This window comes from Streptosporangium nondiastaticum (genome assembly GCF_003011965.1).
GTDB classification, from domain to species: Bacteria; Actinomycetota; Actinomycetes; order Streptomycetales; family Streptomycetaceae; genus Streptomyces; species Streptomyces nondiastaticus.
In genome coordinates this window covers 35947-54721 of the sequence record NZ_PXWG01000037.1, presented here as the reverse complement: position 1 = coordinate 54721, position 18775 = coordinate 35947, and the positions used below count along the sequence as shown (strand labels likewise).

Genomic DNA, 18775 nt, shown 5'->3' with positions numbered 1-18775 from the left:
GAGCCGGCCGTGGCAGCCCCGCCGCGGTCGCCGTTGCCGCACGAGGCCCGGCCGCCGGTGTCACCGCTGCTGACCCGGTCCGAGGCGCCCACCGCCGCGCCGTTGCCGCGCGAAGCTCCGCGGCCCGCGTCGCCGCCACTGCCGCCGCAGTCGGCACCGCTCCTGCATGAGGTGCCCCGGCCGGTGCCTCCCGCGCCGTGTCCCGAGCCGCAGGTTGCGTCGATGCGTGACGTGCCGCGGATGGATGCGCCGTCGCAGGTGGGCCGCCCCGCGCACCACGAGCACGCGGCGCCGCAGTCGGCACCGCTCCTGCACGAGGTGCCCCGGCCGGAGGCCGTCCCCCTGCTGGAGCGGCCGCATGAGGGGCTGTCACCCGGCGTGCCGCAGGCGGCTCCGCAGGGGCCCGTGTCCATGCCGCCGGCCGGGGACACGGCGCGTGCCGAGTCGCCCGCCTCGGTCTGGACCGCCGTGGACCCCACCGCCTCCGGCCTCTCCGGAGCGGCCATGCCAGGGGCGTGGTCGGCGGCCGCGTCCAGGCCCGTGCCCCTGCAGCAGGCCCCGCTGGGCCGGGAGCCCCGGACCTGAGCGGCGCGCCGCGAGGCGCCCGAAGGCACATCGAAGGGGAGCCGACTCGCCGCCCGGCCGGGTGGCCTCGGCGATCAAGGTCCCGTTAGAATCCGGGCGGGGGTTGCGTGGCTGTACCGGGCGGACACCGTTTCGTGAGCCGAACGGCCTTGCGCGGAGGGCGTGTCGGCGTCCACCGACACCGTGCGCCACTGCCGTGGCAGCCCCCTACGCGCACAGCACGCATCCCCATCCGACGGAGTGACTTTCCCCATGCCCGACGCCCGAACCGACACGACCGAGGCGCGCCCCCTTGAGGCGTCCGCCCAGGCCGCAGCCGCCGGCTCCGGCAGGCACCGCGGTCCCGCTTCCCCCGACGACAACAGCGCACCCGCCCACGGCAAGCACCGCCGTAAGCCGGAAGGCCACTGACCGCAGCCGTCCACGGCTCCGGTCAGCCCCCGGGCGCCGGGTGGTCCCGCTCAGCGGAGACCTCCGGCGCCCGAGGCGTTTCCGGGGCCGTGGACGGGGCCGGGTCCCCGTGCCCGGTCAGCCGGGCCCCAGCCGCCACACCTCCGGCGCGGCGAACGTCTCGCCCGGCGGGCGGCCCGCGAAGTGCGGGGTGAGGAGGCCGTCCAGCTCCTCGGCGGTGAACACGTCCTTCGCCGTGCCGAACCGCGCCGCGACCTTCGGCCGCTCCATCACGGCGACCATCCCGCCGTGCACGAGGAACACCTGCCCGGTCACCCCGGCCGCGGACGGTGCGGCGAGGTAGCCGACGAGCGGCGCGACGTGCCCGGGGTCCAGCGGGTCGGGCCCGCCGGCCTCCGGCGCGCCGACGCCGGCGAAGACCTGCTCCGTCATCCGGGTGCGGGCCCGCGGGCAGATGGCGTTCGCCGTCACCCCGTACTTGCGCAGGGCCTCCGCCGTCGACGTGGTGAGGCCGACGATGCCGCCCTTGGCCGCCGCGTAGTTCGGCTGACCGGGCGAGCCGATGAGGAACGCCTCGGAGGACGTGTTGACGACCCGTCCGTAGACCGGCCGCCCGGACGTCTTCGCCCGCTCCCGCCAGTGCGCGGCGGCGAAGCGCAGGGTGTTGAAGTGGCCCTTGAGGTGGACGCGGATCACGGCGTCCCACTCGTCCTCGGCCATGGAGAAGAGCATCCGGTCGCGCAGGATGCCCGCGTTGTTGACGAGGATGTCGAGCGAGCCGCCGCCGGCCTCGACGGCGAGCCGCACGAGCTCGCGGGCCTGCCCGAAGTCGGCGACGTCGCCGGCGTGGGCGGTGGCCGAGCCGCCCGCCGCCCGGATCTCGGCGGCGACGGCCTCGGCGGGCCCGGCGGACGCCTCGCCGGAGCCGTCCGGGCCGGGCTGCCCGTAGTCGTTGACGACGACGTGGGCGCCGAGCCGGGCCAGTTCGAGGGCTTCGGCGCGGCCGAGGCCGCGCCCGGCGCCGGTGACGATCGCGGTCCTGCCGTGCAGGGACACCATGTCCGTCACCCCCTCAGATCTCTATGCACGTACGGAGCGCCTCGCCCGTCCGCATCTGTTCCAGCGCGTCGTTGACGCCGGACAGCGGGACCCGGTGCGTGATGAGGCCCGCGAGGTCGATGCGGCCGGCCCGCCACAGGCTGATGGCCCGTTCGTAGGAGCGCCGGACGTCGCCGCCGCCGTACAGGGAGGGCAGGATCCGCTTCTCGTCGAAGAACAGCTCGAACATGTTGACCTGGAAGAGGTCGTCCATGGCGCCCGCCCCGACGACGCAGAGCGTGCCGCCGCGCCGCGTGGCGTCGTAGGCGGCGCGGGCGGTGGCGGAGGTGCCGACGACCTCGAAGGCGTAGTCGAAGCCCTCGCCGCCGGTGACGCGGGCGCGGGCGTCGGCGAGCGCCTCGGGCGGTACGGCCTCGGTGGCGCCGAAGCGCAGCGCGGCCTCGCGCCGGCCGGCGACCGGGTCGACGGCGACGATCTGCGCGGCGCCCGCGGCCCGCGCGCCCTGGACCGCGCAGATCCCGACGCCGCCGCAGCCGATGACGGCGACGGAGGAACCGGCGGCGACGTCCGCGGTGTTGAGGGCGGCGCCGAGGCCGGTGGTGACGCCGCAGCCGATGAGGGCGGCGATGTCGTAGGGCAGGTCGTCCGGGATGGGCACGGCGCAGCCCGCGCTCACGACGGCCTCCTCGGCGAAGGTGCCGGTGCCGGCGAAGCCGAAGAGGTCGGATCCGGAGCCTGATCCGGAGCCTGATCCGGCCCCCGGACCGGAGCCGCCCAGGCGGAAGTTCGGTGTGCCGGCCGCCATGAAGCCGGCCAGGCACAGCTGGGTCTGGCCGCGCTTGCAGGCGGGACAGCCGCCGCAGGACGGCAGCCAGCAGACCATGACGCGGTCGCCGGCCCGCAGCCCGGTGACGCCTTCCCCGGCCTCCACGACGTCGCCGGCGCCCTCGTGGCCGGGGACGAAGGGGACGGGCTGGGGCAGCACCCCGTTCATGGCGGAGAGGTCGGAGTGGCAGAGCCCGGTGGCCCGCATGCGCAGCCGGACCTTGCCGGGGCCGAAGCCCACCGCCTCCACGTCGTCGCGGACGTCGAGTTCGGGCCGTCCTGTCTCGTGCTGTACGGCTGCGCGCATGACGGACTCCTCCGGCGTGAGGGCGTGAGGGCGTATGGCGGTGAGGCGTATGGCGTGAGGGCGTGGGTGCGTGAAGGGCTCGGCCGTGCGCGAAGGGCTCGGCCGAGCTGGAAGGACTTGGCCGTGCTGGAAGGGCTCGGCCGTGCTGGAAGGGCCCGTCGGTCACCCGTCCGTGACGGCCGTGACGACGGTGTCCGCGAGCACGGGAGCGTCGTCGCGCTCCACGGCGGTCACGGTCACCTGGATCCGGCCGGGCGCCGGGGTGTCGCGCCACATCCGCACGCGCAGCGTCTCGCCGGGGTAGGCGACGCCGGCGAAGCGGGTGCGGTAGGCGCGGACGCGGGTGACGTCCCCGGCGAGCGCGGTGTCGACGACGGCCTTGAGGGCGATGCCGTACGAGCAGAGGCCGTGCAGGATGGGCCGGTCGAAGCCCGCGCGCTCGGCGAACTCGGGGTCGGCGTGCAGGGGGTTCCAGTCGCCGTTGAGGCGGTAGAGGAGGGCCTGGTCCTCGCGGACGGGGCGCTCCACGGTGTGGTCGGGGGTGCGGGCGGGCGGTTCCAGGCGGGTGGAGCTGCCGCGTTCGCCGCCGAAGCCGCCCTCGCCCTTGACGAAGATCTCGCTCTCGCTCGTCCACAGCGGCCCTTCGGCGTCGGCCGCTTCCGCGCGCAGCACGATGACGGCGGCCTTGCCCTTGTCGTGGACGGCGGTGACGCGGGAGGTGTGGGAGACGGAGCCGGTGGCGGGGAGGGGCCGGTGGAGCTCGACGGACTGCCCGCCGTGGAGCACGGCGGCGAGGTCGATGTCGATGCCGGGCGAGGCGAGGCCGCCGGCCTGGGCCATGCCGCCGCCGGCGACGGTGACGAAGCTCGGCAGGACGTGCAGGCGGCTTTCGAGGGTGTAGCGGAGCTCGTCCGGGTCGGTGGCCGGGGTGCCGGCGCCGATGCCGAGGTGGTAGAGCAGGACGTCCTTGTGATCCCAGGTCAGCGAGGTGCGGCGGGGCGCGGCGGCGACGGCCTGGCGTGCGTCGATGGGCATCGGGAACCTTCCTAGAACGCGTTCTAGCCGATCCGATGGACCCCATGTATAGCCGGGCCCGGGACAAATGTCACGGGTGGCCGCCCACACTTGCATCTGCCCAGGTCAGCGGGGTACTTCGTAGAGTCTGAGCCATGACCGACAGCAAGACCGAGCGCAAGGCCGGCCGCAGGGACAGGGCCGAGCGGCACAAACCGCCGGGGAAGTTCGCCTTCCTGCCCTGGTTGTTCATGCTCACCGGGGACGTCCAGGACCTCATCAAGGGCGAGCTGCCGCTGCCCTGGCTCGGCGGGGCGGGCGTGGTGGTCTTCGCCGGCCTGTACGCCCTCGCGGTGTTCACCGGCCTGGACAAGCGGCAGCGGGCGACCCGCGTCCCGTACGTCGCGCTCGCCGGACTGGCCGTCGTCACGTACGCGCTGACCCTCGGCTACGGCGGCGACTGGCTGCTGTGCTTCCCGCTCCTGTCGCTGGCCGCCGGAGTCGTGCTGCGGCGCGGACTGACCGAGAGCGGGCGCCGGCTGGCCGTCGTCGTCGTCACCTTCGCCGGCTCGGCCGGGTGGATCGCCGGCATACGGGGCGGCCCTTCGGAGACCCTGACCGTCGCCTACGGCACCCTGCTCTCCGGCTTCGTCACCGCCGCGATCCTCAGCCTCTTCGAGGCCGTGACCCAACTGCGCGCCACCCGCGAGGAACTGGCCCGCAGCGCCGTGGAACGCGAACGGCTGCGGTTCTCGCGCGACCTGCACGACCTGCTCGGCCACACCATGTCCGTCATCGTCGTCAAGGCGGAGGCGGTGCGCCGGCTCGCCCCGCGCGACCTGGACGCCGCGATAGGGCAGGCGGCCGACATCGAGGCCGTGGGCCGGCAGGCCCTCACCGAGATCCGCGAGGCCGTCACCGGCTACCGCGAGTCCACCCTCAACACCGAACTCGACCGCGCCCGCTCCCTCCTGGAAGCCTCCGGGATCACCGCGGACATCCGCCAGTCCGGGCCCCCGCTGCCGCCGCAGAGCGCGGCCCTGCTGGGCTGGGTCGTACGGGAGGGCGTCACGAACGTCGTCCGGCACAGCGGCGCCGGCCGCTGCACGGTCGAGGTGCGCGGCGAGACCGACCAGGTACGCCTGGAGATCACCGACAACGGCAGCGGCGTAGGCTCGGACACGGCAACCGCCGGCTCGCCGGGGAACGGCCTCAAGGGCCTGACCGAGCGGCTGGCCGCCGCGGGCGGCCACCTGACCGCCGGCCCGGACGGGCGCAAGGGCTTCCGGCTCGTGGCCGAACTGCCCGTGGACTCGGAGTCCGAGGAGGACCACCGCTCATGATCAAGCTGCTCCTCGCCGAGGACCAGGGAATGATGCGCGGCGCGCTCGCGCTGCTGCTCGGGCTGGAGGAGGACATCGAGATCGTCGCCCAGGTCGGCGACGGCGACGAGATCGTCCCCAAGGCCCTGGAGACGCAGCCGGACGTCGCGCTTCTCGACATCGAACTGCCCGGCCGCAGCGGCCTCGACGCCGCCGCGGACCTGCGCGCCCGCATGCCCGGCTGCCAGGTCCTCATACTCACCACCTTCGGCCGCCCCGGCTACCTGCGCCGCGCGATGGAGGCCGGCGCGGCCGGCTTCCTCGTCAAGGACGGCCCGGTCGAGGACCTGGCCGCCGCGATCCGCCGCGTCCTCGCCGGCGAGCGCGTCATCGACCCGGCCCTCGCGGCCGCCGCCCTGAGCGCCGGCCCCAACCCCCTGACCCAGCGCGAACGCGACGTCCTGGCGGCGGCGGTCGACGGCGCGACGGTCGCCGACATCGCGGCCAAGGTCCACCTGTCCCCGGCGACGGTCCGCAACTACCTCTCCGCGGCCATCGGCAAGACCCAGACCCGTAACCGCATGGAGGCGGTCCGGGCGGCGCGGCAGAACGGCTGGCTCTGACCCGGGACGCACGAGAGCCCTTCCAGGCCCGCGCATCGGCGGGCCGGAAGGGCTCGTGCAAGACAGGCGGCGGACGAGTCGGCCATATACGCCGGGTTCTGTCACCCGGGTCCCTTGCGGGGCCCGGGGTAGCGGCCATCCATCTAGGCCTGCCGTTGCCGGCAGGCTCGTGCGGTCTACCCGCGGACTCGGGCGGGCAGCCCTCGATCGTCCGCGCAGGGCCGCTGTGAAGCGGCCCCTCTTGACCTTGCTCCGGGTGGGGTTTACCTAGCCGCCTGAGTCACCTCAGGCGCTGGTGGTCTCTTACACCACCGTTTCACCCTTACCGGAAGCCTTGCGGCCCCCGGCGGTCTGTTTTCTGTGGCACTGTCCCGCGGGTCACCCCGGGTGGGCGTTACCCACCACCCTGCCGTGTGGAGCCCGGACGTTCCTCGGGAGATCCGAAGATCCCACGCGGCCGCCCGGCCGGCTCGTCCGCCGTGCCGACCATGCTACCTGGCGGGGGCTGCCACGATCGCCGCCCGTCTCCGCCCCCCGCTCGAACCCCGGTCTTCGTCTCCGCCGTCGGTCCGGCCCTTGACCGTGCCGCGGAGCCGGTGTCTCTACTGGTTCCATGATGGTGATCGCATGAGGCTCGCGAGAGCGTTGGCCGTGCACGAGGCCCGCGTCTGGGCCGGGCTCGGGCTGTGGCTGGCCCGGCGCCGCGACGGCGTGGGCGACGGCGTCCGGGCCCTGCCGTACGCCCGGGCCCAGGCGTCCACGATGTACGCCTTCCTGTTCGTGTGCGTCGTGGAGACGGTGGGGATGTCGTTCTTCACCGCCGCGTACCCGGTCCTCCACTGGGTGGTCCTGGCCCTCGACGTCTACACGGTGCTGCTCGTCCTCGGCTTCCACGCCGGCAGCGTCGTCCGGCCGCACACGGCCGGGCCGGAGGGACTGCGGATCCGCCAGGGCGCCACGCTGGACCTGCGGATCCCGGCGGCGCTCATCGGGGCCGTCCGCCGTGACCTGCACTTTCCCGGGAGCGTCACTCCGGACGGCACTCTTGAGGTGACCGTCGCCGCCCAGACCTCCGTCACCGTCGAGCTCACCGGGCCCGTCACCGTCACCCGGCTCTTCCGGCGGCCCCGCGAGGTCCGTACGGTCCGCTTCCACGCCGACGAGGCGCACGCCGCCGTCGAGGCGATACGGGGGCTCATGGCCGCCGAGCCCGCCCGCTAGGTCCCCGGGCCTCCGGGCCCCGCTAGGCCGGCACGAACCGCACCTTGTCGCGGCCCGGCTCCGCCTCGGCCACCCGCACCCGCATCCGGTGCCCCGGCGCCAGCGGCGGCCCGTCCCCGCCCGCCTCGACGCGGCCGATCACGGCCGGCTCGTCGAGGTGGACGGTGCCGGTGGTCGGCCGGTCCTCCTGGACGTCCACCACGTACGCGTCGAAGACCTGGCCGATCCGGTCGCGCAGCAGCGCCGCCTCGACCAGGTCCACGCACTCCCGCTCCACCTGGCCCGCGCGCCGCGCCCCCGTCTCCATCTCGCCGGGCAGGGCGTCGAGGGCGGCCCGCACCCACTCGGGCGGTCCGGCGCCGCGGGCGGCGGCGAGGCACAGCTCGCCGGCGTAGCGGTCGACGAGGCGGCGCAGGGGAGCCGTGCAGTGCGTGTACGGGGCGGCGAGGGCGGCGTGGCCCGGGTCGGCCGGCAGCGGGCGCTCCGCCGGGCGTTCGCGGTCGAAGACGGTGTAGCCGGCGCCCCGCAGCAGCGCCGTGCACTCCTGCAGGAAGGCCGCGTGCCGGGGGCGGGACGGGTCGAGCGCGCGGATCACCGCCCCGTACGGCGTGCCTTCCGGCCAGGCGACGCCGAGGGCGCCGGCCACGCGCCGCAGCCGGTCGACCGCGTGCCCGGACGCGGCGGGCAGCGTGCGCAGGACGCCGGTGCCCGAGCGCAGCATGAGGCCGGCCGCGGCCATGCCGGTCATCAGGGACACCTGGGCGTTCCAGCCTTCCACGGGCAGGGGAGTGCGGTAGGCGAGCGCGTAGTGGCCGTCGCGGCGCACGATCTCCTGCTCGGGCACGTTGAGGGAGATCCCGCCCCGGGCGCGCTCCAGTTCCTCCCGGAGCGGCCCGATCTCGCGCAGCAGGGCCAGCGGTTCCTCGGCGATGCGGGTGTCGATCGCGTGCTGGACGCCCGCGTAGTCGAGCCGGGCCCGGCTGCGGACGAGGGCGCGCCGTACGTCCGTGTCCGTCACCCGGCCGTCCGCGTCGAGGTCGAAGCGCCACAGCAGGGAGGGCCGGTCGTGGTCGGGGAGGAGGCTGGCGGCGCCCTCGCCGAGGACGTCGGGGTGCAGGGGGACGCGCCCGTCGGGGTAGTAGAGGGTCATGACGCGGCGGTGCGTCTCGGCGTCGAGGGCCTGCCCGGGGCGGACGAACGCGGCGACGTCGGCGATCGCGTAGTGGACGCGGTAGCCGCCGCCCGCGCGCCGCTCCAGGTACATGGCCTGGTCGAGGTCCTTCGCGCCCGGCGGGTCGATGGTGAAGAGCGGCAGGTCCGTGGCGTCGTGCGCCGGGAGGCGGGGCTGCCGTGCGGCCTCCCGGGCCTCCGCGAGGGCGGCCGCCGGGAAGTCCTCGGTGACGCCGGTGACCTCGCGCAGCCTGCGCAGTGCGGCCCGCAGGGGGCTGTCGTCCGCGTCGGTCACGCGCATCTTGCGGCGGGGCATGGGACGAGCGTATTTCCGGCGCGGGCGCGGGGCACGGCGAGCGGCGCGGCGGCGCCGGGCGGGTGAGGGGAGGGTGACGGGTGCGGCGCGGGGAACGGGAGGAATTAGGCTCGTCGGGGTCCGTACCGATGGGAGAAGACACCGTGCTCGTGCTGTTGCCGCCGTCCGAGGGGAAGGCCGCCGCCGTCGGAACCGGCGCCGGGGCCGCACTGGAGGTCGGTGCGCTGTCGCTGCCGGGGCTGACCGGGGCGCGGGAGGCCGTGCTGACGGAGCTCGTGGAGCTGTGCGCGGGCGACGAGGACAAGGCGGCGGAGGTGCTCGGCCTGACCCCGGGGCTGCGGGGCGAGATCGCCAAGAACGCGGCGCTGCGGACCGCGGGCACCCGCCCGGCGGGCGAGGTCTACACGGGCGTGCTGTACGACGCGCTGGGCCTGGCCTCGCTGGACGCCGCGGCGCGGGAGCGGGCCGAGCGGTCCCTGCTGGTCTTCTCCGGGCTGTGGGGCGCGGTCCGCGTCGGCGACGCGATCCCCTCGTACCGCTGCTCGATGGGCGTGAAGCTGCCGGGCCTGGGCGCGCTGGGCGCGTACTGGCGCGGGATCATGGACGACCACCTGCCGCAGGAGGCGGGCGACGGGATGGTCCTCGACCTCAGGTCGGCGGCGTACGCGGCCGCGTGGAAGCCGAAGGGCGCGCTCGCGGAGCGGACGGCGACGGTCCGGGTGCTGCAGTCGAAGGTCGTGGACGGCGTGGAGAAGCGGTCCGTCGTCAGCCACTTCAACAAGGCCACGAAGGGGCGTCTGGTCCGGGACCTGCTGACGGCGGGCGCGGAGCCCGGCGGGCCAGCGGAGCTCGCGGAGGCGCTGGGCGACCTCGGGTACGCCGTGGAGGGGAGCGCTCCGGCGAAGGGCGGGAAGCCCTGGGCGCTGGATGTGATCGTGACGGAGCTGTAGGGGCTGTCACATCCCGTTGCGCATGACGCAACGCCCGTTGCGTTAGCCGTGGCGGGGGAACAGGATGGCGCCGTGACCGCCTCCGTCCTCGGCTTCCCCTCCGTCCTCGGCCTCGCCCCCGTCCTCCCCGTCGCCGTCCTCTCCGACGCGGCCGACGCCGTGCCCCTCGCCCGCGCGCTCGTCGCGGGCGGGCTTCCGGCGATCGAGGTGACGCTGCGGACGGACGTGGCCCTGGACGCGATCCGGGCCGTCGCCGCGGAGGTGCCGGAGGCCGCCGTGGGCGCGGGCACGGTCCTCTCCCCGGCCCGGGCCGCCGCGGCCGTCCGCGCGGGCGCCCGCTTCCTGGTGAGCCCCGGCTGGACGGACCCGCTGCTCGCGGCGCTGCGGGGGGCGGGGGTGCCGTTCCTGCCCGGGGTCTCGACGGTGTCGGAGGTCATGGCCCTGCTGGAGCGCGGGGTGCGCGAGATGAAGTTCTTCCCCGCGCAGGCGGCGGGCGGCGCCCCGTACCTCGCTTCCCTGGCCGCGCCGCTGCCCGAGGCCCGCTTCTGCCCCACGGGCGGCATCGGCCCGGCCACGGCCCCCGCGTACCTCGCCCTGCCGAACGTCGGCTGCGTGGGCGGCTCGTGGATGCTCCCGGGGGACGTCCTCGCGCGCCGCGACTGGGGGCGGGTGACCGAACTGGCGCGGGAGGCCGCGGGGTTGCGGCGATCCTGACGGGGCTCAGTTCCGGGCACGCTCGCCGACTCCCGCCCGCGCCGCACCCCTTCACAGCCGCCCCACCCGCGCGCAGTCTGAACACATGACCCCCCTCTCCGAAAACCCGTTCACCCTCGGAGTGGCCTCCGGCGACCCCCTGCCGGACTCCGTGGTGCTGTGGACCCGGCTCGCCCCCGCGCCCCACGAGCCGGGCAACGGGCTGCCCGCCGACGGAAGCATCGCCGTCCAGTGGGAGCTCTCCGAGGACGACACCTTCCGCCGCGTCGTGCAGAGCGGCACCGCGGACGCACCCGCCGCCGACAGCCACACCGTCCACCTGGACCTGCGCGGCCTCGAACCCGACCGCGTGTACTGGTACCGCTTCCGCGCCGACCGCTGGATCAGCCCCGTGGGCCGCACCCGCACCGCGCCCCGGCCCGACGCGGCCGTCGCCACCGCCCGCTTCGGCCTGCTCTCCTGCCAGCAGTTCGACGAGGGCTACTACACGGCCCTCGGCCACCTCGCCCGCGAGGACCTCGACGCGGTGTTCTTCGTCGGCGACTACATCTACGAGAACGCGATCAACGCCCAGGGCGGCGCCCGCAGGCTGGCGGACCCGCTCCCGTCCTTCTACGACCACTGGACGCTCACCCTGGAGGACTACCGGCAGCGCTACGCCCTCTACAAGTCCGACCCCGAGCTCCAGGCCGCGCACGCCGCCCACCCCTGGTACGTCACCTGGGACGACCACGAGGTCGCGAACAACTACGCGGGCGACATCTCCCAGGACAACGACCCCGTCGACCAGTTCCGCGCCCGCCGCGCCGCCGCCTACCGCGCCTACTGGGAGAACATGCCGCTGCGAAGACCGCAGCGGCCCTCCGGACCGGACCTGAACCTGTACCGCCGCTTCTCCTACGGGCGGCTCGCCCAGTTCGACATCCTCGACACCCGCCAGTACCGCTCCGACCAGGCCTACGGGGACGGCTGGCACACTCCCGGGCCCGAGACGCGGGACCCGGCCCGCACGATCACCGGCGACGCCCAGGAGCGCTGGCTCCTCGACGGTTTCCGCGCCTCCACCGCCACCTGGAACGTCGTCGCCCAGCAGGTGGCCTTCTCTCAGCACAAGGAGACGCCGGACGACGACGCCCGGGTCAGCATGGACACCTGGGACGGCTACTCCGCCTCCCGCGACCGCGTCCTGGCGGGCGTCGAGCGGGCCGGCGTGCAGAACCTGGTGATCCTCACCGGCGACGACCACGTCCACTTCGCGTACGACGTGAAGAAGGACTTCGACGACCCGGATTCGGCCACGCTCGGCGTGGAGCTCCTCGGCACCTCCGTCTCCAGCGGCTTCGACGGCGACGAGCGGCTCCCGGACTGGGAGACGACGCTCGCCGCCAACCCGCACCTGAAGTACTACGACGGGCGGCGCGGCTACGTGGTGGTGACGCTCGACCCGCAGCGGGTGCGGGGCGACTTCCGCACGATCGCCAAGGTCACGACGCCGGGCGCGCCCATCACGACCGCCGCGTCGTTCGCCTCGGAGGCGGGCGCTCCGGGGCTCCAAGGGGCGTGACGGGCCCCGGAGGCAAGGTCATTCCGTGGCCGGCGCATCCCGTAGCCAGTGCATCCCGTCACACCGGCCCCCTGAATAACATGTAAGCCCCAAGTATTGGCCGCGATCATGACACCATGGTTGAACGGACGACAACCATGGAGCGCCACGCATGACGGATCCCGGCCAGGACACGGCCGAGCAGCAGCACGCCCGGCCCGCCGAACGGGACCCCGCGGGCCCCGGCATATCCGGGGCCCGCGCCACGGGCCTGATCGTCACCCTCGTCCTCGGCGGCCTGACCGCGCTGCCACCGCTCTCCATGGACATGTACCTCCCGGCCCTCCCGGAGGTCACCGGCGCGCTCCACAGCCCCGCCGCCACCGTCCAGCTCACCCTCACCGCCTGCCTCATGGGCATGGCGCTCGGCCAGCTCGTCGTCGGCCCCATGAGCGACAAGTGGGGGCGCCGCCGCCCCCTCCTCGCCGGCATGGTCGTCTACATCCTCGCCACCGCCGCCTGCGCCCTCGCCCCCACCGCCGGGCTGCTCATCGGCTGCCGCCTCGTCCAGGGCCTCGCCGGCGCCGCCGGCATCGTCATCGCCCGGGCCGTCGTGCGCGACCTCTACGACGGCGTGGCCATGGCCCGCTTCTTCTCCACCCTCATGCTGATCTCCGGCGTGGCCCCCGTCGTCGCACCCCTCATCGGCGGCCAGATCCTGCGCCTGACCGACTGGCGCGGCGTCTTCGTCGTCCTCACCGCCGTCGGCGTGCTGCTCACCCTCGCCGTCTGGCGCTTCCTCCACGAGACCCTCTCGCCGGAGAAGCGCCAGGCCGGCGGCCTCGGCGCCGCCCTGCGCGCCATGGGCGCCCTCCTCGGGGACCGGGTCTTCACCGGCTACATGCTCGCGGGCGGCTTCGCCTTCGCCGCGCTCTTCGCCTACATCTCGGCGTCGCCGTTCGTCGTCCAGGACATCTACGGGGCCTCCCCGCAGACCTTCAGCCTCCTCTTCGGCCTCAACTCCATCGGCCTCGTGCTCGTCGGCCAGATCAACGGCAAGCTGCTCGTCGGCCGGGTGAGCCTCGACAAGGCCCTCGCCGTGGGCCTCGCGGTGATCGCCCTGGCCGCCGCGGCCCTGCTGCTGATGGCCTCCGGCGTCTTCGGCAAGGCGGGCCTCGCCCCGGTCGCGGCCGGCCTGTTCGTCCTGATGTCGGCGATGGGCCTCGCCATGCCCAACACCAACGCCCAGGCCCTGATGCGCTCCCGCGACGCCGCGGGCTCCGCGTCCGCCCTGCTCGGCACGTCCACGTTCCTGCTGGGCGCGCTGGTCTCCCCGCTCGTGGGCATCGCGGGGGAGGGCACGGCGGTGCCGATGGCGACGGTCCAGCTGGTGTGCGCGGTCGCCTCGGCGGCGTGCTTCCTGGGCCTGTGCCGGCCCTGGCAACGACGGTAGCCTCCCGGCGGGGGCGGGGGACGGTGCGCGGTCCGCGCTCCGACTGCCGCCGTGGCCGCACCGGCCTCACCGCCGCCCGGTGCGGCACCGCCGGTCACGTACGTGGTGGTCTTTCGCCGTCGCGGCGGAGGAATCTTCCGAGCCGTTGCCCTCGACGCAGCCGCGGCGCGGGCGAGCCCGGTCCTCACCGTGCGGCCGGTCTGCCGGGGCTTCCGCCCCGGCCTCGACCACATCCGCCGCGATGGCGAGCCGCCACCACGGCGCGGCCGGGCGGTGCCTGATCCGCCGTTCGTCGTGGCCGCGCCGGAGGCGACCCCGCGCCCGCATAGACTCCATCAAATGCACGCCCCCCATTTCCCCCGGTCCGGCGAGGAACTGCGCTCCGCGCTCGCCGGGCTCCTCGACGGTCTGCCGCCCCGCCAGGCCGCGCAGGCCGTCGACCGGCTGATCGCCAGCTACCGGGGGCGGACCCCCACCGACGCCCCCGTGCTCCGCGACCGCTCCGACGTGGCCGCGTACGCCGCCTACCGCATGCCGGCGACGTACGAGGCCGTCCGCTCCGCGCTGGAGGCGTTCCGCGACCGGCTGCCCGCCTTCGTCCCCGCCTCGCACGTCGACGTGGGCGGCGGCACGGGCGCGGCGACGTGGGCCGTGGCGTCCGCCTGGGAGGGCGAGCAGCGGGAGACGACCGTCCTGGACTGGGCCGCCCCCGCCCTCGCCCTCGGCGCCGAGCTCGCCCGGACGGCCTCCGACCCGGCCCTGCGCGCGGCCCGCTGGGAGCGGGGGATCATCGGCGACGGCCTGCGGGTGCCGGACGGCACGGACCTCGTCACCGTCTCGTACGTCCTGAAGGAGCTGACCGACGCCGGCCGGGCCGCGGTCGTGGCCGAGGCCGCCCGCGCCGCGCAGGCGGTCGTGATCGTCGAGCCGGGCACGCCGGACGGCTACCTGCGGATCATCGAGGCGCGCGACCGGCTGATCGCCGCCGGCTTCCGCGTCGTCGCGCCCTGCCCGCACAGCGGGGCGTGCCCCATAGAGCCGGGCAAGGACTGGTGTCACTTCTCGGCCCGGGTGAGCCGCTCGTCGCTGCACCGGCAGGTCAAGGGCGGGTCGCTGGCGTACGAGGACGAGAAGTTCGCGTACGTGGCCGCCGTGCGGGGTTCCCTGCCGGAGGCTTCCGGGGCCGTGCCCGCGCCTGTGCCCGCGCGCATCGTCCGCAAGCCGCAGCTCCGTAAGGGCCAGGTCCTCCTCGAACTGTGCACGGCCGAGGACGGCCTGACCCGTGAGACGGTGACGAAGCGGCATGGCGACGCGTACAAGGTGGCGCGGGACGCGGACTGGGGCGACGAGTGGCCTCCGGCCGGGGTGTGACGGTCTTGCGCCGGCCGCGGGCCGTATGTGGCTGATCGCGCAGTTCCCCGCGCCCCTTTCGGGGCGCGGAACCGCGACGCGGTCGTTCGGCCGCGGGCCGTACGTGGCTGATCGCGCCCACGCGGCGGAGCCGCAGATCGACACCGCCCCGCGCCCCTTTCGGGGCGCGGAACCGCGACGCGGGAGCTACGGCGCTAGCCGCGTAGCTCCTGCGTGCAGCACTTCACGCTGCCGCCGCCCTTGAGGAGTTCGCCGAGGTCCATGCCGATCGGTTCGTAGCCGCGGGCCCGCAGGGGTTCGAAGAGGCCGACCGCGGCCTGCGGCAGCAGCACGTGCCGGCCGTCGGAGACGGCGTTGAGGCCCAGTGCCGCCGCGTCCTCCTCGGTCGCGACGAGGGCGTCGGGGAAGAGCCGTCTCAGCACTTCCCGGCTGCCCGCCGAGAACGCGCCGGGGTAGTACATGATCTCGCCGTCGGTGGTGTCGTCGAGGACGCACAGCGCGGTGTCGAGGTGGTAGTAGCGGGGGTCGACGAGGTCGAGGCCGATGACGGGGCGGCCGAAGAACTCCTGGGCTTCGGGGTGGGAGAGGGGGCTGCTGCGGAAGCCGCGTCCGGCGAGCAGCCAGGAGGCGGTGACGGCGAAGTCGCCCTCGCCCTCGTTGATGTGCTCGGGTTCGAGCACGTCGGTGTAGCCCTGCGCGCGGAACCAGGCCGCGTGGACCGCGGCTTCCTCGGCCCGCTCGGGGTGGGCGAAGCGCGCGCCGAGCACCCGGCCGTCGACGACGGTCGCGCCGTTGGCGGCGAAGACCATGTCGGGCAGCTCGCGCCGGGGTTCGAGTTCCTCGACGGTGTGCCCGAGGGCCAGGTAGCGGTCCCTGAGGTCCTCCCACTGCGCGAGGGCGAGGGGGAGGTCGACCGGCTTGCCCGGATCCATCCAGGGGTTGATGGAGTAGGTGACCCTGAAGTGGGCCGGGGGGCACATCAGATAGCGCCGCGGAGTGGCTGCGCGTGGAGCTGTACTACGCAAGGAGTGCTCCTCACGGTGGTGTTGGGCACGCACGGGATCGTCGTGCGTGCCCAAATCGTCCACGCTGCAAGGGCTTTGGCGCATGAACCGTAAGGGTGGTTTACCGCTGGCTCACTCACGCGCCGGTGGTTCCGCTTCGCCCTTCCCGCAACTTCCGCAGCAGTTCCCGCTTCTGGGCGGCCGCGTCGGCGCCGCCGCCCGCGCGCCCGCCCCGGCCGCCGCCGCGCAGGGCGCTGCGGGAGAGGTTGCTGCGGGTGCCGCCGACTCCGAGCATGCTGCCCGCACCGCTTCGGCTCATGGGGTTCTCCCTTCACTTGGCGAGACGGTCCGTCTCGCAATGACCTCAATGTTCGGCGAGACGCAGCGTCTTGTCAAGACGATACGTCTCGCTTCATGCGTCGCTAGGATGCCGCCATGACCGACCCCTCCACCCCGCCGCCCAAGGTCCCCGACGCCTCCCGCCGCAGCGAGCGGTCCCGCCGCGCGATCCTCGACGCCGCCCTGGAGCTCGTCGGCGAGTCCGGCTTCGCGAAGCTCACCATCGAGGCCATCGCCGCCCGCGCCGGCGTCGGCAAGCAGACCATCTACCGCTGGTGGCCCTCCAAGGCCGCGGTCCTCTTCGAGGCCTGCGTCCCCGAGGGCATCGACCCCGCGTCCATCGAGCTCCCCGACACCGGCGACATCGTGGCCGACCTGAAGACCGTGCTGCGCGCCACCGTCGACGACCTCAACGACGCGCGCCTCGACGCCCCCACCCGCGCCCTGACCGCCGAGACCGCCAACGACCCCGAGCTCGGCCGCGCCCTCACCGAGAAGGTCCTCGAACCCCAGCTCCAGGCGTACGTCCGGCGGCTGCGCGCCGCCCAGGAAGCGGGTCAGGTCGACCCGGACATCGACCTCCGCATCGCCCTCGAACTGCTGGTCGGCCCGCTCTTCCACCGCTGGCAGACCCGCACCCTGCCGCTCACCCACGCCTATGCCGACACCGTCGTCGACCTGGCCCTGCGCGGCATGACCCCGCGGCCGTCCTAGCCCGCGCCCCGGCCCGTCACTCGTCCGGGGGAGCCGCCCGCGGCGGCGGGGAGACGGGCGGCCCCGCCCGCGCGAGCGGCCGGTCTCACACCCCCTGGATACGTCCGACGGTCACACCAGGCGCAGGATGGTGGCAGCATTGACCGGAGACCGCGGTCGAAGTGAGGGGATAGATGGAACGCAAGAGCAGGTTCTCCCAGTGGCTGCGCCGCCCCAGGAGCGGAGCGGGTGGCGGTACGGGCACGGGTGCGGCGGACGGCGCCGCCCGCGAGGAACTGCTCCTGGCCGCGGCGGCCGCAGGCTTCCCGCTGGCCCCGGCCGCCCACCCGTCCGGGTACGGCTGTTCCTGCGAGCGCATCGGCTGTCCCACCCCGGGCCGCCACCCCGTCTCCTTCGCCTGGCAGACCCTCGCCACCACCGACGCCGAGAAGGTCACGGCATGGCTGCGCGGCCAGCCCGAGGCCAACTTCGTCACCGCCACCGGCATCGCCCACGACGTCCTCGACGTGCCCGTGGAGGCCGGCCGGCAGGCCCTGGAGCGGCTGCAGAAGGCCGGCGTCGAGACGGGCCCCGTGGCCACCGTCGCCCCCGACCGCATGCTCTTCTTCACCGCCACCCGCGGCACGCCGGACGACGAGGACGAGTGGTGGCCCTGCGAGCTCGACTGCCATCCCGAGACGATGGACGAGCATCCGGGCCTGCGCTGGCACTGCCGCGGGAGCTATGTGCTGCTGCCCCCCTCGCGCCTGCCGGAGGACGCCGGTGTCGCCTGGCTGCAGGGCCCCGAGCGGCCCCTGCCGGATCCGCTGACGCTCCTGGAGACCCTCACGGACGCCTGCGCCCAGTACGCGGGGGACCGTCCCGACCACGAGGCGGCCTGGCCCATCGGCCGCTGAGCCGCCTGAGCCGCCGGCGCCGCCCGCCCGGCGCCGCGCACGACCGCTTCCGCCTCGAAACGACCGCTTCCGCCTCGGTGCGCCGGCCGCGAGGCTACTCGCCCTGCGCCGCCGTCATCGTGTCGATCCGGTTGAGGAAGTCGATCCGCCCGCCGTCCGCGTCGCGCGCAGGCACCTCGACCGCCGCCTCCGAGACGCGCGTGTAGGTCACCGAGCGCTTGAGGTCGCCCTTCAGCAGCGCCTTCGTCCGCGGGTCGGTGACCGCGGGCCGCAGTCCCTCGGCCATGGTCCGCTTCTCCCGGTGGTGCGCGGTGAAGAACACCAGCGCGCCGCCCCCCTTGATCCGCAGGGCCGGGGCGGGGAAGGCGGGCGCCTGCTCGGGGGTGTCGATGAACTCCGTCCAGAACGTGGTCGTGCGGCGCACCTTGTCGCGCTCTTCCCGCAGCCCTGTCGTGCGCGGCCCGGGCGCGAAGGACCTGCCCTCGCCGGTGCGCAGGAAGTCGGTGTAGGCGGCGCTCACCTTGCCGGGGTCGGCCATCAGGCCGTGGTCCTTGCCCTTGGCCGCGGGGACGGCCTCCGCGAGACCGTCCTTGTCCGTCACGAACTCCGGGACCCTGCCCGGGTTCACGATCGACAGGTAGGCGGCCTTCCACGGCTCCTTCACCCCGTACCGCGTGAAGACCACGAGCCAGCGGTTGCCGTCGCGGTTGCTGCGTGTGTCGGCGAGGAAGAACTTCGGCCAGCCGGCCTGCTTCGGGACGGTGAACCGGGCGTCGTCCAGGACCAGGGAGGGGTAGTCCGGGTTGCCGCCGGGCGTCTGCGCGCTCTGCGCCGCCAGGTCGGACTTGCCTATCTCGGCCAGGGCACCGGTCTCGACCCGGGCGATGACGCCCGGGTCGAGCTTGCGGTAGCCCTCGTTGTAGCCGTCGGTGAAGGCT

18 protein-coding genes and 1 other RNA gene are annotated in these 18775 nt (G+C 74.6%); 12 read left to right on the top strand and 7 right to left on the bottom strand.

What is annotated here, in order from left to right; all coding sequences use genetic code 11:
* Positions 1 to 222 precede the first annotated feature (222 nt).
* Both B7P34_RS16365 and B7P34_RS37505 read left to right on the top strand, forming a co-directional pair.
* Positions 223 to 585 carry a hypothetical protein gene (locus B7P34_RS16365; RefSeq protein ID WP_106677185.1) on the top strand — a complete coding sequence of 121 codons (363 nt, stop codon included), beginning with the start codon at positions 223 to 225 and terminating at the stop codon, positions 583 to 585.
* A 252-nt stretch (positions 586 to 837) separates the two neighbouring features.
* The gene (locus tag B7P34_RS37505) at positions 838 to 996 is read left to right on the top strand and encodes a hypothetical protein (protein WP_189382826.1); all 159 of its coding nucleotides are present in this window, start codon (positions 838 to 840) and stop codon (positions 994 to 996) included.
* Positions 997 to 1113: 117 nt separating this feature from the next.
* Here B7P34_RS37505 and B7P34_RS16360 read toward each other — a convergent pair whose 3' ends face one another.
* From B7P34_RS16360 to B7P34_RS16350, 3 genes are all read right to left on the bottom strand, one after another.
* Entirely contained in the window at positions 1114 to 2055 is a 942-nt protein-coding gene (locus B7P34_RS16360) for a 3-oxoacyl-ACP reductase (protein ID WP_106677202.1), read from the bottom strand.
* Positions 2056 to 2068: 13 nt separating this feature from the next.
* Positions 2069 to 3187: a zinc-binding dehydrogenase gene (locus B7P34_RS16355; protein ID WP_106677182.1), complete on the bottom strand. Its 1119-nt coding sequence runs from the start codon at positions 3185 to 3187 to the stop codon at positions 2069 to 2071.
* Positions 3188 to 3349: 162 nt separating this feature from the next.
* Entirely contained in the window at positions 3350 to 4222 is an 873-nt protein-coding gene (locus B7P34_RS16350; RefSeq protein WP_106677180.1) for a MaoC/PaaZ C-terminal domain-containing protein, read from the bottom strand.
* Positions 4223 to 4356: 134 nt separating this feature from the next.
* On the opposite strand from B7P34_RS16350, the gene B7P34_RS16345 reads away from it, so the two are divergent.
* Together B7P34_RS16345 and B7P34_RS16340 are read left to right on the top strand one after the other, a co-directional pair.
* Positions 4357 to 5544: a sensor histidine kinase gene (locus B7P34_RS16345; RefSeq protein ID WP_106677178.1), complete on the top strand. Its 1188-nt coding sequence runs from the start codon at positions 4357 to 4359 to the stop codon at positions 5542 to 5544.
* Positions 5541 to 6146, top strand: coding sequence for a response regulator transcription factor (locus tag B7P34_RS16340; protein ID WP_030364513.1), 606 nt, complete (start codon positions 5541 to 5543; stop codon positions 6144 to 6146). Before B7P34_RS16345 ends, B7P34_RS16340 begins: the two co-directional genes overlap by 4 nt.
* A gap of 70 nt (positions 6147 to 6216) precedes the next feature.
* Here the strand turns inward: B7P34_RS16340 and rnpB are convergent.
* An RNA gene (rnpB, locus tag B7P34_RS16335) (RNase P RNA component class A) lies at positions 6217 to 6619 on the bottom strand.
* 154 nt (positions 6620 to 6773) lie between these two features.
* On the opposite strand from rnpB, the gene B7P34_RS16330 reads away from it, so the two are divergent.
* Positions 6774 to 7367 (top strand): hypothetical protein, encoded by a 594-nt coding sequence (locus B7P34_RS16330; protein WP_146166833.1) that lies wholly within the window; start codon positions 6774 to 6776, stop codon positions 7365 to 7367.
* A gap of 22 nt (positions 7368 to 7389) precedes the next feature.
* Here the strand turns inward: B7P34_RS16330 and B7P34_RS16325 are convergent, their stop codons facing one another.
* The gene (locus B7P34_RS16325) at positions 7390 to 8853 is read right to left on the bottom strand and encodes an RNB domain-containing ribonuclease (RefSeq protein WP_106677174.1); all 1464 of its coding nucleotides are present in this window, start codon (positions 8851 to 8853) and stop codon (positions 7390 to 7392) included.
* A 128-nt stretch (positions 8854 to 8981) separates the two neighbouring features.
* On the opposite strand from B7P34_RS16325, the gene yaaA reads away from it, so the two are divergent.
* From yaaA to B7P34_RS16300, 5 genes are all read left to right on the top strand, one after another.
* Positions 8982 to 9803 carry a peroxide stress protein YaaA gene (yaaA, locus tag B7P34_RS16320; RefSeq protein WP_435693964.1) on the top strand — a complete coding sequence of 274 codons (822 nt, stop codon included), beginning with the start codon at positions 8982 to 8984 and terminating at the stop codon, positions 9801 to 9803.
* A gap of 72 nt (positions 9804 to 9875) precedes the next feature.
* A complete protein-coding gene (gene eda, locus B7P34_RS16315; protein WP_106677172.1) occupies positions 9876 to 10517 on the top strand; it encodes a bifunctional 4-hydroxy-2-oxoglutarate aldolase/2-dehydro-3-deoxy-phosphogluconate aldolase in 642 nt (213 codons plus the stop codon).
* Between the two features lie 85 nt (positions 10518 to 10602).
* Positions 10603 to 12081 carry an alkaline phosphatase D family protein gene (locus B7P34_RS16310; protein WP_106677170.1) on the top strand — a complete coding sequence of 493 codons (1479 nt, stop codon included), beginning with the start codon at positions 10603 to 10605 and terminating at the stop codon, positions 12079 to 12081.
* A gap of 151 nt (positions 12082 to 12232) precedes the next feature.
* Complete coding sequence (locus B7P34_RS16305; protein WP_106677168.1) at positions 12233 to 13513, top strand: multidrug effflux MFS transporter; 1281 nt, start codon at positions 12233 to 12235, stop codon at positions 13511 to 13513.
* A gap of 339 nt (positions 13514 to 13852) precedes the next feature.
* A complete protein-coding gene (locus B7P34_RS16300) occupies positions 13853 to 14884 on the top strand; it encodes a small ribosomal subunit Rsm22 family protein (RefSeq protein WP_106677166.1) in 1032 nt (343 codons plus the stop codon).
* A gap of 194 nt (positions 14885 to 15078) precedes the next feature.
* On the opposite strand, the gene ddaH is transcribed toward B7P34_RS16300, so the two are convergent.
* Positions 15079 to 15909: a dimethylargininase gene (gene ddaH, locus B7P34_RS16295; protein WP_353620248.1), complete on the bottom strand. Its 831-nt coding sequence runs from the start codon at positions 15907 to 15909 to the stop codon at positions 15079 to 15081.
* A gap of 115 nt (positions 15910 to 16024) precedes the next feature.
* Positions 16025 to 16207 (bottom strand): DUF6243 family protein, encoded by a 183-nt coding sequence (locus B7P34_RS16290; protein ID WP_106677162.1) that lies wholly within the window; start codon positions 16205 to 16207, stop codon positions 16025 to 16027.
* Between the two features lie 116 nt (positions 16208 to 16323).
* Here B7P34_RS16290 and B7P34_RS16285 point away from each other — a divergent pair, with 116 nt between their 5' ends.
* Both B7P34_RS16285 and B7P34_RS16280 read left to right on the top strand, forming a co-directional pair.
* Positions 16324 to 16941, top strand: coding sequence for a TetR/AcrR family transcriptional regulator (locus B7P34_RS16285; protein WP_106677160.1), 618 nt, complete (start codon positions 16324 to 16326; stop codon positions 16939 to 16941).
* A 173-nt stretch (positions 16942 to 17114) separates the two neighbouring features.
* Positions 17115 to 17837: a bifunctional DNA primase/polymerase gene (locus B7P34_RS16280; RefSeq protein ID WP_106677158.1), complete on the top strand. Its 723-nt coding sequence runs from the start codon at positions 17115 to 17117 to the stop codon at positions 17835 to 17837.
* Positions 17838 to 18775: the final 938 nt, after the last annotated feature.